Here is a 16863-nt window from a genome sequence, read left to right as displayed (position 1 = left end):
GGCCCGCAGGGTGCTTGGGTGCTGATCAATGGAACGGGAAGATGTAGTTCATCCAGCTTGCCATGCGCAGCAGTACTTTGCGCATCACAGATACATGGTGGAAGTAGTGGGTATAGATGGCAGCCTGCCCGCTGGAGCCTGCTATTACCTGATACTTGGCCCACTCGGGGTCGGTGATGGAGATAACCACCGGCAGACGACCCGGGCGCACCGCAGTGGTTTGATCCAGCAGACCGGCGTTGGCCTGCACGTTACCGGCGGCAATGGCCGGAACCACGGCGGTTACCTTGCCTTTGAAGATCTTGCCGGGTACGCCATCGATCACCACTTCGGCCTCATCGCCCACCGCCAGTCGCTGCATGCTGTTCTGCCAGAACCAGCCGACGTAGGCGGTGTCATCCTTGTGGATGAAGGTCATCACCGGACGATACATGAAGGGGGTGGCGATCATGCCGGGGCGCAGGGCCAGCTGCACCACATGACCATCGCTCGGGGCATAGACCACGGTTTGGGACTGCTGGTACTTGGCTTCCATCAGCTGGGCTTGCAGATCGTTCAGGGTGGCTTTCTGCTGGTCAATCTGGGCCACGATATCGTCCACGTTGGCCTGGGTGACGTCGAGGTCGCGCTGCTTGCCCACGCCACGGCGCATCAGGTCGCTGGCGCGATCCCGATCCAGCTTGGCTGAGCGCAGTCTCGCCTCGATGGACTTGAGGTGCTCGCGGTTGGATTCGACCCGTGCGGTGAGGCTATCCACCTTGAGGCGGAACGGCTCATCATCGAGGCGAAACAGCACATCTCCTTTCTTCACCGGCTGATTGGCCTGCACCGGAACCTCAACGACCCGGCCCTTGACCAGCGGCACTATGGGGGTGGAGACGTAGTAGTTGCGCGCCATCTCGGAGTAGGGGTGGTTGTAGTTCATCAGCATGATCAGGGTGCCGATGAGCAGCACGCCACCAAGTGCTGCGGTGGGGACGGTCCACTTGTTGAGCGGGATGCGGAAGATTTTGAATATGGCGACACACAGCGCCGTGTAGGTCAGGATCAGTAGCAGGTCCATGGTTTATCCCTGTTGCTCACTCTGTTCGATAGTGTTGATACGGCTCTTCAGATCCGCCAACTCCTGCTTGAGGGCCGCCAGCTCCTCTTCATCTTTTTGCAGCCGCTGGCTAAAGCCCCAGCCGCGATCGGGGCGATAGATGGTTGCCCAGATCCAGAGGAAGGGCCACAGCACATGCAGGGTAAACAGGCTGACCCAACCTGCCACGTGAATGGCATCCTGATGAGGGTGATTCCGATGTTTGGCAATCTCGTAAGGAATATCGTGGATAACGATGACTCCATAAAAAATGACCAGCCCGACAAAGACGAGCAGACCAAGGGCAAAATAATCAAGGGCCATTTATAACCTCCACTGGCATGACGCACAGCTTAATCATTGGTTCCAACAAGCACTAAAGCAATTAAGAATCACACATTTATCGTCAGTTTGCCCGGAATCTTAAAGCTATTCGCTGTATTAAAGCTGAAGCCGTTCGACAGTTGTCTTATTAGTCTTTTTGTCATTAAAAAAGGCGCCATCAGGCGCCTTTTTTGTGCTGCTTTCGCAGCAATTTTTTGCTGTTTTACCCTTCGCTGGTACTGCTGACCAAGGGCTGGCGGAACTTCATCAGGAAGGCCACGGTAATGGCCGCCGTTGCCGTCAGGCCGATGATGGTGGAGGTTCCCATCTCCAGCCCGAACCCGATGGGGGCGTTGGCCAGATAGGTGATCACGACAGCAGTCATGAACATGGCGGGAATGGTGCAGACCCAGTGCAGCTTGCCCTCTTTGATGAGGTAGGCAGCCGCAGCCCACAGCATGATGACAGCGGTGGTCTGGTTGGCCCAGCCAAAGTAGCGCCAGATCACCCCGAATTCAGCCTTGGAGATGATGAAGCCAAGGATAAACATGGGGATGGCGATCAGCAGACGCTTGGCCAGCGGCTTCTGGGTCATCTTCAGGAAGTCCGCCACGATCAGGCGAGCACTGCGAAACGCGGTGTCACCGGAGGTGATGGGCAGGATCACCACGCCGAGGATGGCCAGAATGCCGCCCACGGTGCCGAGCAGGCTGGTGGAGACTTCGTGTACCACGGCTGCCGGGCCGCCGTTGGCCATGGTAGCGTTGAGCGCTTCGGTGCTGTCGTAGAAGGAGAGACCCAGGGTGCACCAGATAAGGGCGATGATCCCTTCACCGATCATTGCGCCGTAGAAGATGAAGCGGCCGGATTTTTCGTTCTGCATGCAGCGCGCCATCAGCGGTGACTGGGTGGCGTGGAAGCCTGATACCGCGCCACAGGCGATGGTGATGAACAGCAGCGGCCAGAGCGGCAGTTCGGTCGGGTGCAGGTTGGAGAAGTCCATCCCGGTGTTGTAGAAGCCTTTGCCGGAGGCGATCAGGCCAACGATGAGGCCGACCGACATGAAGACCAGCAGGGCGCCGAAGATGGGGTAGAAGCGGCCGATGATCTTGTCGATGGGGACTATGGTCGCGAGGATGTAGTAGGCAAAGATTGCCACGATCCAGTAGACCAGATCGGTGGAGGTGAGGTTGGCGAGCAGCCCTGCCGGGCTCAGCACGAATACCACGCCCACCAGCATCAGCAGCACCACGGCAAACAGGTTCATGAAGTGCTTGGCGGCGGTGCCCAGATGCTCACCGACCACGGTTGGCACCGAGGCCCCCTTGGCGCGTACCGACAGCATGCCGGAGAAGTAGTCGTGAACCGCACCGGCGAAGATGCAGCCAAAGACGATCCAGAGCATGGCGACCGGGCCGTAGAGGGCACCCAGGATGGGGCCGAAGATGGGACCAACGCCTGCGATGTTGAGCAGTTGAACCAGATAGACTTTCTTGTCCGACATCGGGACATAGTCCACCCCGTCAGCCATGGTGATGGCGGGGGTTTTCAGCTCGGGTTTCGGGCTGAATATCCGTTCGATGAATTTGCCGTATATGAAGTAGCCGGCCACAAGTAAGCCGACACAGAGGAAGAACCAGATCATTGCTACGCTCCTGCATTGTTATTTTTTAGTGTGCAGCGCGAGTCTAAAACGGTTGCACCTGACTGGCAGGTGAAACTCCCCGAGCGGCGCTTTGGCGCGCCGAGCGGTCGGCGGCTGTGATCAGGCGCACACTCCGCGGCTCAGTCCAGCCCCAGTTGATCTTTGAGCTCCTTGAGATAGCGACGACTGACCGGAACCCGGGCGCCGCTCGGGGTGACAATCTCTGCCAGCTGGTTATCCAGCAGCCGGATCTCGAAGATGGCGTTGGGGGAGACCAGATACTGGCGGTGGCAGCGCAGCAGCGGACTCTTTTCTTCCAGCGATTTGAGGGTGAGCTGGGTGTGGAACAGCTCACCCTGACAAGCTACATGGACCCCGCCAAGATCGGAGAAGGCATACTCCACCTGCTCGATGGGCAGCAGCCTGACCCGATTGTGCAGATAGCCCGGAATGTGTGCGATGGTGGGGGCCAGCCGCTCGATGGGCTGCGGGGAGATATCCTGCTTGAGGCGAGCCAGCGTCTTGGCGAGCCGGGCAGGCTCCACCGGCTTGAGCAGGTAGTCGAAGGCGTTCTCTTCAAAGGCCTGAATGGCATATTCGTCAAAGGCGGTGACAAAGACGATGCGGGGCAGGGGGTCGAGCATGGCGACCAGCTCCATGCCGCTCAGCTTGGGCATCTGGATATCGAGGAACACCACGTCGGGCTTGAGGCGCTGAATAAGCGGCAGCGCCTCGATGGCGTTGGCCGCTTCCCCCACGATCTCGATGGCAGGATCGCAGGCCAGCTGCTGCCTCAGCTCTTCGCGGGCGTAGTGTTCGTCATCGACTATCAGAGTGCGGATCATGGTTGCTCCTTGGGGATGGTGAACGACACCCGGGTCCACTGTTCCGGCTCGCACGCAATAGTCACGCCATAGCGCTCGCCAAAGGCGCTTTTCAGTCGCCGGTCTACGATGGTCATGCCCAGACCGTCGCCAGCGGGATGTGCTTGCCAGGTGCCTGCATTATCTTCCACATGGATGGTGACGCTGGTGGGATGCTCATCGGTCCAGAGGCGAATGCGCCCCTGCTCCAGCAGAGTCGAGATGCCGTGCTTGATGGCATTCTCGATCAACGGTTGCAGGGTGAAGCTGGGCAGTCGCAGTGTGGCCAGATGGGGCGGGATCTCGTTTATCACCGTCAGCCGATCGCCAAAACGGGCCAGCTCGATCTCCAGATAGGATTGGCAGTGCTCCTGCTCCTCCTGCAGAGTCGCAAGGCCGCTTTGGCGTTTGAGGTTCTTGCGAAAGAACAGCGACAGATGCAGCAGCAGATCCCGCGCCTTGTCCGGATCGCGCCGGGTGATGGCACTGATGGTGTTGAGGGTGTTGAACAGAAAGTGGGGGTTGATCTGGGCTTGGATCAGCTTGAGTTCGGACTGCACCAGCAGCCGCTGATGCTGCTCCAGCCGACCGGCCAGCAACTGCTGTGACAGCAGGTTGGCAATCCCTTCCCCCAGGGTGTGGTTGATCTTGAGAAACAGCCGCTTCTTCGGCTCGTAGAGCTTGATGGTGCCGATCACCCCCTTGTCCCCCTGCAGCGGGATCACCAGCACCGAGCCCAGCTGGCAGGCGGAGGAGAGGCTGCAGCGATAGGGCTGGCTGTTGCCATCGGCAAACAGCACCTTGTTCTGGGCGATGGCCTGCATGGTGATGGCTGACGCGATGGGGGTGCCCGGCAGATGGTGATCTTCGCCGGTGCCGATAAAGGCGAGGATCTGCTCGGTGTCCGTGATGGCGACCGCCCCAACGCCGGTCTCCTCCTGAATGATGCGGGCAATCTTGTTGCTTGCCTGTGGGGTAAAGCCCTGACTCATGATCCCCACTGTACGGTTGGCGATATTGAGCGCCTTGGCGGAGAAGACCCGGGAGAACTTCTCATACATCCGCTGCTGGTCGCGGATCATGCTGATAAAGAGCGCCGCGCCACAGGAGTTGGCCAGAATCATCGGGGTGGCGATGGTGCGTACCAACAGCAGGGATTTGTCGAACGGGGTCGCCACCAGCAGGATGATGACCATCTGCATGATCTCGGCATAGAGAGTGGTAAAGAAGGCGATGCGTGGTTCAAACAGGGCATCCGTTCGCCCCGAGCGCATCAGTCGCCAGTGCACTATGCCCCCGAGCAACCCCTCGCAGGTGGTGGAGATGGCGCAGGCGAGATCGGTAAATCCCCCCAGCGTATAGCGGTGCAGACCGCCGGTCAGCCCCACCAGAAAGCCCACCAGCGGTCCCCCCAATAATCCCCCCAAGACGGCGCCGACAGCCCGGGTGTTGGCGATGGCATCGTCGATATCGAGGCCCACATAGGTTCCGAGGATGCAAAAACATGAAAATATTATGTATATCAGTACCTTGTGAGGAATCCTCACTGAATAGTTGGCAAGCGGGCGAAGCAGCGGGCTTTTCGAGAAGAGATAGGCGATCACCAGGCTGACGCTCATCTGCTGTAACAAAGAGAGAACCAACTGCATAAAAAACGCGCCTCATCAGCCAGCCTAAAAAACAACCAGCCCGTGAATAAGTGTGATCAAGATCTTGTTCGGTTGGCCCTGCGGGTCGCAACGGACCGCCAGTTTGCCAGAACAAATGGATAAAACTACATTAAATCAGCATGTTAAATTGATATTTGTGTAAGAGGCGACAGATTGCTATTGATGGATAGAGCATGAATGTATCCGTCGGATACGCCACATGGAAGTGGCATGCTCCGCCCGGCCCCCTGGCTGGGCGTTTTTTATACATGGTCAGATGGCAACCTGTTGGTGGGGATTCGTGCAATTATTCCGGTTTGTCCAATGAGTTATCCCCAGCTTCTGGGGATAACTCAGAATGCAAAGTAGTAACAGAAGCGGCGGGTCAGATTGAAGAACTGCCGCTGTCCCTCATCCAGCTCCTCCTGTTTGATAAAGGCACTGATGGTGCGTTCATCTTCCCGCAGATCGATCATGGCGACCGCTTCCGGCCGCTGGGCCTTGATATAGGGCAGGATCTTCGGCTTGAGGGGCATGGTGGGTTCGGTAGAGAGTACCAGCGCAATGCTCTCGTCGGAGAGTTTCACCAGGGATCCCGGCGGGTAGACCCCCAGCACCTTGACCAGCAACTTGACCAGATTCTGGTCGAACTTCTTCTGGGATAACTTGTAGAGCTGGCTGATGGCCTGACTCGGTGCCGCCGGCGTGCCGCTGTTGCGGGGATGAAGCAGCTCGTCGTAGAAGTCGACCAGTCCGATCAGCCGCGCCAGCGGCGGGATCTCCCCCCCCTTGATCCCCAGCGGATAACCGCTACCGTCGAGCCGTTCGTGGTGCAGATGGGCTACCTGACGAATTTTGGGCTCAAAGGCATTGAGTTGGTTCAGCATGTCAAATCCGTACTGGGGATGCATCTTGAGGAAGTTCTGCTCAGCCTTGTTTAGCTCACCACGCTTTTGGGTGATCTGGCTGGGAATTTTCAGTTCACCTATATCGTGGATAAGTCCCGCAAGCCCGGTCTCTTCCAGCTCGATGGGATTCATCCCCAGTTCGCGCGCCATCAACATGGCAATGAAAGCCACGTTGAGACTGTGCTGCAGCAGGACATCGGTGTGGGGACTACGGATCAGGTGGAGCCCGAGGGGGCCCTCGTGCTGACTGAGGGTGAAGGCGGCATTGCGGACGATCTGGGCGGTATTGGCCAGCCCTTCATCCGGTTTGAGGTTGAGTGCCCCGAGCGCATCGCGCAGCTCGCTCATGGACTGGCCAAAGGCCTTGTCGGCGGCGCGCATGGAGCGGCGAAAGGCTTTTTCGTCAAAAGGGGGCGGGCCGGCATCAATCAGGGACTCCAGCTCTTCGAGATCGGGCCCGGCATCGGGGATATCGCCACGCAACAGTGGCTCGATAGGCAGATCGCTCTTGTCCGGATCCACCATCATCAGGCTCAGATCAAGGTGGCGGATGATATCCAGCTGCTGCTGATCTTTGATTTTGAAGGCATTGAACATAAACGGGTGGTTGGTCCATCCGGTGGGGAGATGGATATAGTGGCCTACCCGCAACTGTTCTATGGAGGCTTGGATCAGTGCCATCGGTTAACCTGCATTTCTGGAATGCCTACTCAACAAGCTAGCAAAATCCGATGGATAGACAACTAAAAATCCATTTCGGGGCTACGGAGCACCCCGTGCTGTGATGGGGCGCACGAGCGCCGTGCTTCTCCTCTTAATTCGCGCTTAAGTTTTACTTCCTACGCTGGCCCCGTCGTTTTTGTTGGCTTGGCCGGCCCGCTGCGCTGCAGGCCGGTATGTAGGAGTTGTTTATGCGTGTAACCCTCGGTGTGCTGCAGACCAATCTGCTGCTTGTTCTCTTTTTCGCGCTGGTTCTCAACTGGCCAATCCTGTTGCACTTTTACACGGCGCTCAGTGAGCTGAGTCACGTCAAAGCCGGATTTGTCATTTCGATCCCGCTGGTGCTGATTGCGGCGCTAAATACAGTGTTTATTCCCTTCACGTTCCGGTTTGTGCTCAAGCCGTTTTTTACCGTGCTGATCCTGAGTGGCTCCATCGTCAGTTACGCCATGCTCAAATACGGCGTCATCTTTGATGCCGGCATGATCCAGAACATAGTAGAGACTAACAGCGGTGAGGCGGGGGCCTATTTGAATGGTTCGGTTGCGCTCTGGTTTCTGCTGACCGGGCTGCTGCCTGTTCTGGTGCTCTGGTCACTGCGGATCCGCTATCCGGCTCGCTGGTATCAGGGGTTGGCGTTGCGGACGGGGGCACTGGCTATCTCTCTGCTGTTTATCGGGGGCGTCGCGTCACTTTACTATCAGGATTACGCCTCGGTCGGGCGCAACAACAAGTCGCTGGCCAAAGAGATTGTGCCAGCCAACTATGTGCACGGCCTCTACAAGTATGGGCGGGATGTGCTGTTTGCCACGCCGATCCCCTACCAGTATTTGGGGACAGATGCCAGGGTGGTGGCACGGGGAAGCAAGCCGACTTTGATGTTCCTGGTGGTGGGTGAGACGGCGCGCAGCCAGAACTACTCCCTTAACGGGTATGGCAAGGCGACCAACAGCTTTACGGCAAAAGAGCAGGGGGTGGTGTCGTTCAGAGATGTGCGTTCCTGCGGTACGGCCACTGCGGTCTCGGTGCCCTGCATGTTCTCCAACCTCACTCGCCGCGGTTACGATGAACAGCTTGCCAGCTCCCGTGACGGCCTGCTCGATGTGCTGCAACATGCCGGTGTATCTGTGCTGTGGAAAGAGAACGATGGCGGCTGCAAAGGGGTGTGCCGCAATGTACCGACCATCGAGATCCTCCCCAAATCCTATCCTGCGCTCTGTCAGGGGGAGTCCTGCTATGACGAGGTGCTGCTGGAGGGGCTGGATCAGCAGATTGCCGGCATGAAGGGCAACAAGCTGGTGGCTTTTCACCTGATGGGTAGCCATGGCCCGACCTACTATCGCCGCTATCCTGCCACTGATCGGGTATTCGTGCCCGACTGCCCGCGCAGCGACATCGAAAACTGCAGCAACGAAGAGCTGGTCAACACCTATGACAACACCATCCGCTACACCGACAAGGTGGTGGGGCTGCTGATAGACAAGCTCAAGTCGCTGGAGAGCCAGTACGATGTGGGACTGGTCTATCTCTCCGATCACGGCGAATCCCTTGGGGCTATGGGGCTCTATCTGCACGGCACGCCCTACAAGTTTGCGCCGGATGATCAGACCCGGGTGCCGCTGCTGACCTGGTTCTCGCCCCAGTTACAGGCCGATCGCCAGCTTGATATGGGTTGCCTGGCGGCGGAGGCGAGCAGTCAGCGCTTCTCCCATGACAACCTCTTTCACTCCATGCTGGGGATCATGGATGTGCAGACGAGTGTTTACGACAACAAGCTGGATCTGTTCAAGCCATGTCGGGCGGGCTAAACCGCTAGCAAGCACACAATAGAAAACGGCAGCCACTGGCTGCCGTTTTGTTATCTAGCAAGATCAGTGTCTTACTTCTGCTCCATGATGATCTGCAGCAGATCTCCCTCCAGCAGGGCGCGCTTGACCAGCGCAAAGCCGCCATAGGTCGGCTGGTTCTGGAAGCGGGCCTTCACGATGGGCAGGCCACGGTGGAAGCTCGGCAGGGATTGATGCTCGACACAGCGACGAATGGCCGGGAAGAGGAGCTCTTCGGCGGCGGTGATTTCTCCGGCGATCAGCACCTTCTGCGGGTTGAACAGGTTGACCGTAATCGCCACCGCCCGTCCCAGATGCTCACCCACGTTCTCGATGACGCTGCGGGCCAGTTCATCGCCCGCCAGCGCCGCCTTGCACACCTCCTGAATGGTGATGTGCTTCTCTTGCAGCACGCTCTGGTGACCGCGGCTGATAAGCTCCTTCACCTTGTCGACAATGGCCTCGTTGGAGGCGATGGTCTCGAGACAGCCGAAGTTGCCGCAGTGGCAGCGCTTGCCGAGCGGTTCGACCTGGATATGGCCGATCTCGCCGACGTTGCGGTTCTGACCGAGGAACACCTGACCCTTGGTGATGATCCCCGAGCCCGTCCCCTGGTGAACACTCACCAGAATGGAGTCCATGCAGTCGCGGGACTCACCGAAGAAGTGTTCGGCCAGCGCGAGGGAACGGGTGTCGTTACCCACGTAGCAGGGAAGGTTGAAGTGGTTCTCAAGCAGCTTCGCCAGCCCCAGATTGCGGATCTGGTACTTGGGGGTGTAGATGACCATACCGGATTCCGGGTTGACCAGACCCGGCATGGTCAGCGCGATGCTGATGAGGTTGCGACAGCGTTCGCTGTTGGCATCGATGAAGGCGCCAATCTCCCGCAGTAGCATGTCGACCACGGGTTGCTGATCGATCTCGGTCACCTGAATGACGTGCTGGTCGAGCTCCTTGCCATCGAGGTCATAGAGACTCAGTTGCAGGTAGCCGCGGCCCAGCTTGGCAGAGACAAACTGAAAGCGATGTTTGATGGTGGTCAGGGAGATGGCACGCCGCCCGCCGGTTGAGGCTTGCGGAGAGGTCTCCTTAATCAGGCCATGCTCGATCAGTTGCCGGGTTATTTTGGTCACGCTGGCCGGGGCCAGCTGACTCAACTCGGCAATCTTGACCCGGGAGATGGGGCCTTGCAAGTCGATGAGCCGATACACGGCTGCACTGTTGACCTGCTTGATAAGATCTACGTTTGCTATTTGTCCGCCAGTCATGATGTCACTGTTGTGTGTAGTGTCCGTTAACCACGGTCCCACGGACCGTGAAGTCCTGATCGAAGACAGTGAGGTTGGCTACTTTACCGACCTGGATACTACCGAGACGTGAGTCCCATCCAATGGCGCGAGCGGGGTAGAGGCTGGCCATTCTCAGTGCTTCATCGAGCGGTAATCCGACCTGCTTGACCAGATTTTCCACCCCCTCAATCATGGTGAGGGAGGAACCGCCGAGTGTACCATTCTCGTCGACACACTGACCATCGCGTAAAAATACGGTGGTGCCACAAAAATCAAATTTCTCAAAGCCTTCCGGCGCTCCGGCTGCTGCGGTGGCATCGGTGACCAGCACCAGTCGCTCCCCCAGCGCCTTGTGAGCCAGACGCACGTTGGCCCAGTGCACATGGTGGCCATCGACGATGATGCCCGCGTAGACATCCTTGCGATCGTAGATGGCGCCTACGACGCCCGGCTCGCGACCGTTGAGGGTCGGGGTCATGGCGTTGTAGAGGTGGGTCGCAAAGCGAATACCGTTATCAAACCCGGCCATGGCCTGATCGTAACTGGCGGCAGTGTGACCGGCCGAGACCAGAATGCCCGCTTCCACCAGACGGCGGATATGGGCCGGCTCGTTGCGTTCCGGTGCCAGGGTGATTTTGGTGATGGCATCCGCGTTGGCGCAGAAGAAGTCGATCATCTCGTCCGCTGGCTGACGAATTTGCGCGGCAGGGTGGATCCCCTTGCGCTTGAGGTTGGTGTAAGGCCCTTCCAGATGGACGCCCAGCACCTCGTTGGGGTGTGCAGCCATGTAGTCACGGGTCACCGCAACGGCCTGCTTCATGTCGGCATCCGGACTGGTGATCAGGGTCGGCAGGAAGCTGGTGGTACCGGATTTGAGGTTGGCCGCCTGCATGGTTGCCAGGGTCTCGACCGTGATGTCGGTGTTGAACATCACCCCGCCACAGCCGTTGAGCTGCACGTCGATAAAACCGGCGGTCAGGTTGGCGCCCTTGAGGTCAATCTGCTCGATGCCCGCAGGCAGTTCGGCCTGGTGAGAGATGGCGACAATCTTGTCGCCCTCGATAAGCACCCCGTAACCGGTTAGCACGCAGCTGCTGGTGTAGAGGGTGCAGTTGGTCAATGCGTACATGACGACTCCTTACAGACGGCCGATGTTGGCGGCTTCCAGTTGCTGGAAGTAGCGAACGGTCTTGACCTTGAGCTCCATGGTGGAGGGCTCGTCGCACACCATCATTCCCTTCGGATGCAGTTGCAGGGTAGAGATGGTCCACATGTGGTTGACGCTGCCTTCCACTGCGGCCTGCAGGGCCAGTGCCTTGCCGTGACCGGTGACCAAGATCATGATCTCTTCCGCATCCATCAGGGTGCCGACACCCACGGTCAGGGCCAGCTTGGGCACCTGCTCCATGTCGCCACCGAAGAAGCGGGAGTTGGCGATGCGGGTGTCTTCGGTCAGGGTCTTGACCCGGGTGCGGGAAGAGAGGGAAGAGGCCGGCTCGTTGAACGCGATGTGGCCGTCGTTGCCCACACCACCCATAAACAGGTGGATCTTGCCGTAGGACTTGATCTTGTCTTCGTAGCGCTTGCACTCGGCCACCAGATCCTCGGCATTGCCGTTGAGGATGTTGATGTTTTCGGGACGAATGTCGATGTGACTGAAGAAGTTGTTGTGCATGAAGCTGTGGTAGCTCTCCGGGTGATCTTCCGGCAGGCCGACGTACTCGTCCATGTTGAAGGTGACCACGTTCTGGAAGCTCACTTCACCGGCTTTGTGCAACTCGATCAGGCGCTTGTAGGTATTGAGCGGCGTGCCACCGGTGGGCAGGCCCAGTACGAAAGGGCGATCGCTGGTTGGCTTGAACGCGTTGATGCGGTCAACGATGTAACGAGCAGACCACAGGCCTACTTGGCTGGCAGATTTCAACGGGATCAGGCGCATATGGGATACCTCTGTGTCGGGTTGCGACCGGTTTGGCGGTGGCAATTGGCTAAGACGGATTCAAGTTGTTTTATAGCGTAAATAAAGATTGCGAACTAAGCCACATCTATCCACCACCTTTATCTTGTTTGGGTGATAACGATCACGATTATCGGTTTATTAATTTGCGCAGCGAAATAAAAGCCCTAGACTGCCAATCAAGCCTTGATGGCTTATGCGTCAAACGTGATAAGCACTTAATTTCTAGAAAAACATTAACTAAGGAGAGGAACCGTGAACATTCTCGGTTATTTGCAAAAGATCGGCCGTGCCCTGATGGTGCCGGTAGCGGTATTGCCTGCCGCAGCGATCCTGATGGGGGTTGGCTACTGGATTGACCCGAATGGTTGGGGTGGTGACAGTGCGCTGGCTGCCTTCCTGATTAAAGCGGGCGCAGCCATTATCGATAACATGTCCGTACTGTTCGCAGTCGGTGTCGCTTACGGTATGTCCAAGGATAAAGACGGTTCTGCTGCTCTGGCAGGTCTGGTCGGCTTCCTGGTCGTTACCACCCTGCTGAGCCCGGGCGCTGTGGCCCAGATCAAGAGCATCCCGGTGGAGCAGGTTCCTGCCGCGTTTGCCAAGATCAGCAACCAGTTCGTGGGTATCCTGTGTGGTGTTATCGCCGCTGAGCTGTACAACCGCTTCAGCAGCGTCGAGCTGCACAAGGCACTCTCCTTCTTCTCCGGTCGTCGTCTGGTACCGATCGTAACCTCCGTGGTGATGATCGTCGTATCCTTCATCCTGATGGCCGTATGGCCGGCAATCTACGGTGGTCTGGTCTCCTTCGGTGAGTCCATCGTGAGCCTGGGCTCTACCGGTGCCGGTATCTACGCCTTCTTCAACCGTCTGCTGATCCCGATCGGTCTGCACCACGCCCTGAACTCCGTGTTCTGGTTCAACGTGGCCGGTATCAACGACATCCCGAACTTCCTGGGTGGTCAGGCTACCATCGATGCCGCTCTGGCCGCTGGCAAGAGCCTGGATCAGGTGAAAGGCGTAGTCGGTATGTACCAGGCTGGCTTCTTCCCCATCATGATGTTCGGTCTGCCGGGTGCCGCTCTGGCCATCTACCACTCCGCCAAGAAAGAGAACAAAGAGAAAGTTGCCTCCATCATGATCGCAGCTGCCTTTGCCTCCTTCTTCACCGGTGTCACCGAGCCGCTCGAGTTCTCCTTCATGTTCGTGGCGCCGGTACTGTATGTCATCCACGCCGTACTGACCGGTATCTCCGTGTTCATCGCTGCCTCCATGCAGTGGATGGCCGGTTTCGGTTTCAGTGCCGGTCTGGTGGATATGGTGCTCTCCAGCCGTAACCCGCTGGCGACCAACTGGTACATGCTGATCCCTCAGGGTCTGGTCTTCTTCGGCCTCTACTACACCGTGTTCCGCGTAGTGATTGCCAAGCTGAACCTGAAAACCCCGGGTCGTGAAGATGACGAAGATACTGCTCCGGCTGCCGCTCAATCTACCAACCGTACCGAGCTGGCCAAGCAATACCTGGAAGTGCTGGGTGGTCAAGAGAACCTGGTCTCCATCGATGCCTGCATCACCCGTCTGCGTCTGACTCTGAAAGACCGCAGCATCGTCGATGAGCGCAAGCTGAAAGCCCTGGGCGCGGCCGGTGTGGTCAAACTCGGTGAGCAGAACCTGCAGGTGATTCTGGGCCCATTGGCCGAAATCATCGCCGGTGAGATGAAAGCCCTGCGTTAATCGAGCGACTCGCTCACCTCAAGTCTAAGTCCATTGTTGACATAACTAAGGGCCCCGCTCAGGGGCCCCATATAAAAAAGCCAAGAAAATCCAACCTTTACTTCAAATGAGAGCAGCAGTTATGAACTTGAAACATTCTCTGTTAGCCATTGCCATGTCTACCGTTTTTGTCAGCCAGGTCCAGGCAGCCGATGCCGCCAAGCAGGCTGTGGTCGACTCCCTCGCCAACAACCTGGTGGTCAAGTATGAAGTGGTCACCAACGACGGTGCCGGTGCCGGCCTCGATTGCCAGGCACTCGGTTCCGAGTGGGCGAGCTGTGGCGTTGCCAAGCTGCACCTGACCAATACCGGTGCGGACGTCACCTCCAAAGACTGGAGCATCTACGTCTCCTCCATCCGTCGTATCCAGCGTGTGGATAACGACCAGTTCACCATCACTCACCTGACCGGCGATCTCTATCGTTTGACGCCAACCGAGAAGTTCCAGGGCTTTGCCAAGGATGCTACGGTCGAAGTGCCGCTGGTGGTGGAATACTGGGTACTGTTCGAATCTGACATCATGCCGAACTGGTATGTCGCCAGCGAAGGTGCCGAGCCGAAAGTACTGGCCAGCATGAGCAACATCAATGATGCCAGCACCTACGAGAAGCCGATGCCGGCCGATGGCTGGAAGCGCACCAAGGATGACAAGAACATCCTGATGAACAGCGAAACCCGTTTCGCGGCCAACCAGACCAGCACCCTGCTGCCGGCTGGCAAGATTGACAACCAGATCCTGCCGACCCCGATGAAGCAAGTGGTCAAGGCTGGTCCGCAGGTTGACTTCTCTACCATCAAGCTAAATGCCCTGGACTTGCCGAGCGATCGCGCCGAGGCCCTGAAGGCTCAACTGACCAAGCTGGGTGTTACCCTCTCCGACACCGGCTACCCGGTGACCATCAAGCTCGGCAGCAAGCTCAAGCAGGCTGAAGGCTATGACATGACCATCGGTCAGAAGGGCACAGTGATCCAGGGGCGCGACATCGACGGGGCATTCTGGGGTGCACAATCCCTGATCTCCCTGCTGGGTGTTGATGACAAGCTGGTGAGCCCGATGACCGTCGAGGATGCGCCGCGCTTTGAATACCGTGGCATGCAGACCGACGTGGCCCGCCACTTCCGCAGTCTGGATACCATGAAGAAGCTGGTTGACCAGATGTCTGCCATGAAGCTCAACGTGCTGCACCTTGGCCTGACCAACGATGAAGGCTGGCGTCTGGAGATCCCGGGTCTGCCGGAGCTGACCCAGGTCGGTAGCCAGCGTTGCCACGACGAGTCCGAAACCAAGTGCCTGATGCCGCAACTGGGTTCCGGCCCGACCAGCGACAACCAGGGTTCCGGTTTCTACAGCAAGTCTGACTACGTGGATCTGGTGCGTTATGCCAAGGCCCGCGGTGTGACCGTGATCCCCGAGATCAACATGCCGGCCCACGCCCGTGCTGCCGTGGTATCCATGGAAGCGCGCTACAAGCGTCTGATGGCGGAAGGCAAAGAAGCGGAAGCCAACCAGTTCCGTCTGACTGATCCGGCTGACACCTCCAACGTCACCTCGGTCCAGTTCTACGACAAGATGTCCTTCATCAACCCTTGCCAGCCGGGTGCTGCCACCTTCGTGGCCAAGGTAATGGATGAAGTTGCCCAGATGCACCAGGCCGCCGGTCAGCCGCTGACCGCATGGCACTACGGTGGTGATGAGGCGAAGAACATCATGCAGGGCGGTGGCTATCAGGATCCGGCCGTCACCAAGAAAGAAGAGCTGGTCGCCTGGAAAGGTAACGTCGACTCCAGCAAGCAGGACAAGCCGTTTGGCAAGTCCCCGATGTGCCAGAAGATGATCGATGAAGGCAAGATCAAGGAAGTGGGCGAGCTGCCGGTTTACTTCGCCAAGGAAGTGGGCCAGATGGTCAAAGACCGCGGCTTCTCTACCCTGCAGGCGTGGGAAGATGGTCTGAAGTACGCCAGCGGTGCCAAGGATTTCGCCACCGACAACACCCGTGTCAACTTCTGGGAAACCCTCTACTGGGGTGGCTTCAACGAAGCGATGAAGTGGGCCCACAAGGGTTACCAAGTGGTGCTGTCCAACCCGGATTACCTCTACTTCGACTTCCCGAACGAAGTACACCCGGCTGAGCGTGGCTACTACTGGGCAACCCGTTTCAACGACACCCGCAAGGTATTTGCCTTCGCCCCGGAAAACCTGCCGCAGAACGCCGAGACTTCGGTTGACCGCGACGGCAACGCCTTCGTGGCCAAGGGTGACCAGGATCCGGTCAAGTTCAAGGGGATCTCCGGTCAGCAGTGGAGTGAAACCGTGCGTACCGATGCTCAGTACGAGTACATGGTCTACCCGCGTATCTTCTCTGTGGCCGAGCGTGCCTGGCACAAAGGTGGCTTCGAGCTGGATTACGTGAAGAACCGCGAGTTCTCCGGCGAGACCAAGTTCGTCAACAAGGCCACCCTCAACAAAGAGTGGAACCAGTTTGCCAACGTACTGGGTCAGCGCGTGTTGCCGAAACTGGATCAGGCCGGTGTTGAATACCGCCTCTCCGTACCGGGTGCCAAGGTAGTGAACGGTGTGCTGGAAGCGAACGTGGATCTGCCGGGTCTGCCCATCCAGTACAGCCTGGACGGTACCAACTGGAGTGCCTATGACGCCGCGGCCAAGCCGAGCGTGAATGGCAAGGTCTACCTGCGTACCACCAGCTTCGATGGCAAGCGCACCAGCCGCGTCACCGAACTGAACTGATAGCAGTCAACCGTTAACATGAGGTGGGTCGCAAGACCCGCCTTTCCCAAGGGCGATGGCGCATCGGATTTGGGAAAGGTTG

The 16863-nt window shown here is 58.0% G+C and carries 12 protein-coding genes; 3 read left to right on the top strand and 9 right to left on the bottom strand.

The genetic code is table 11. The features are described from left to right. Positions 1 to 25 precede the first annotated feature (25 nt). From I6L44_RS09320 to I6L44_RS09295, 6 genes are all read right to left on the bottom strand, one after another. Positions 26 to 1063: an HlyD family secretion protein gene (locus I6L44_RS09320; protein ID WP_216954176.1), complete on the bottom strand. Its 1038-nt coding sequence runs from the start codon at positions 1061 to 1063 to the stop codon at positions 26 to 28. Between the two features lie 3 nt (positions 1064 to 1066). Continuing rightward, positions 1067 to 1405 (bottom strand): DUF3302 domain-containing protein, encoded by a 339-nt coding sequence (locus I6L44_RS09315; RefSeq protein WP_005337862.1) that lies wholly within the window; start codon positions 1403 to 1405, stop codon positions 1067 to 1069. A gap of 223 nt (positions 1406 to 1628) precedes the next feature. After that, positions 1629 to 3050 carry a carbon starvation protein A gene (locus tag I6L44_RS09310; RefSeq protein ID WP_216954174.1) on the bottom strand — a complete coding sequence of 474 codons (1422 nt, stop codon included), beginning with the start codon at positions 3048 to 3050 and terminating at the stop codon, positions 1629 to 1631. Positions 3051 to 3190: 140 nt separating this feature from the next. After that, entirely contained in the window at positions 3191 to 3895 is a 705-nt protein-coding gene (btsR, locus tag I6L44_RS09305) for a two-component system response regulator BtsR (protein ID WP_216954173.1), read from the bottom strand. Continuing rightward, a complete protein-coding gene (locus tag I6L44_RS09300; protein WP_216954170.1) occupies positions 3892 to 5562 on the bottom strand; it encodes a sensor histidine kinase in 1671 nt (556 codons plus the stop codon). The genes btsR and I6L44_RS09300 overlap by 4 nt, the downstream gene beginning before the upstream one ends. A 353-nt stretch (positions 5563 to 5915) precedes the next feature. Then, positions 5916 to 7151: an HD-GYP domain-containing protein gene (locus I6L44_RS09295; protein WP_216954168.1), complete on the bottom strand. Its 1236-nt coding sequence runs from the start codon at positions 7149 to 7151 to the stop codon at positions 5916 to 5918. Between the two features lie 230 nt (positions 7152 to 7381). On the opposite strand from I6L44_RS09295, the gene I6L44_RS09290 reads away from it, so the two are divergent. Beyond that, on the top strand, positions 7382 to 8998 hold the full coding sequence (locus tag I6L44_RS09290) for a phosphoethanolamine transferase (RefSeq protein WP_216954166.1): 1617 nt from the start codon (positions 7382 to 7384) through the stop codon (positions 8996 to 8998). Between the two features lie 71 nt (positions 8999 to 9069). Here the strand turns inward: I6L44_RS09290 and I6L44_RS09285 are convergent, their stop codons facing one another. The 3 genes from I6L44_RS09285 to nagB are packed head-to-tail and all read right to left on the bottom strand — an operon-like array spanning position 9070 to position 12244. Then, a complete protein-coding gene (locus tag I6L44_RS09285; RefSeq protein ID WP_216954163.1) occupies positions 9070 to 10284 on the bottom strand; it encodes an ROK family protein in 1215 nt (404 codons plus the stop codon). Between the two features lie 4 nt (positions 10285 to 10288). Continuing rightward, positions 10289 to 11434, bottom strand: a complete 1146-nt coding sequence (gene nagA / locus I6L44_RS09280) for an N-acetylglucosamine-6-phosphate deacetylase (protein ID WP_216954161.1) — start codon at positions 11432 to 11434, stop codon at positions 10289 to 10291. Between the two features lie 9 nt (positions 11435 to 11443). Continuing rightward, positions 11444 to 12244, bottom strand: a complete 801-nt coding sequence (gene nagB / locus I6L44_RS09275) for a glucosamine-6-phosphate deaminase (protein ID WP_005334308.1) — start codon at positions 12242 to 12244, stop codon at positions 11444 to 11446. Positions 12245 to 12517: 273 nt separating this feature from the next. Here nagB and nagE point away from each other — a divergent pair, with 273 nt between their 5' ends. Together nagE and I6L44_RS09265 are read left to right on the top strand one after the other, a co-directional pair. Next, positions 12518 to 13996, top strand: coding sequence for an N-acetylglucosamine-specific PTS transporter subunit IIBC (gene nagE / locus I6L44_RS09270; protein WP_043818489.1), 1479 nt, complete (start codon positions 12518 to 12520; stop codon positions 13994 to 13996). 121 nt (positions 13997 to 14117) lie between these two features. Beyond that, positions 14118 to 16781, top strand: coding sequence for a beta-N-acetylhexosaminidase (locus I6L44_RS09265; RefSeq protein WP_042055544.1), 2664 nt, complete (start codon positions 14118 to 14120; stop codon positions 16779 to 16781). The last annotated feature ends 82 nt before the right edge of the window (positions 16782 to 16863 follow it).

It is taken from the genome of Aeromonas sp. FDAARGOS 1414 (assembly GCF_019047065.1).
Lineage (GTDB): Bacteria > Pseudomonadota > Gammaproteobacteria > Enterobacterales > Aeromonadaceae > Aeromonas > Aeromonas veronii_A.
The sequence above is the reverse complement of the archived record's forward strand: the minus strand, read 5'-3'. Positions and strand labels throughout refer to the sequence as shown.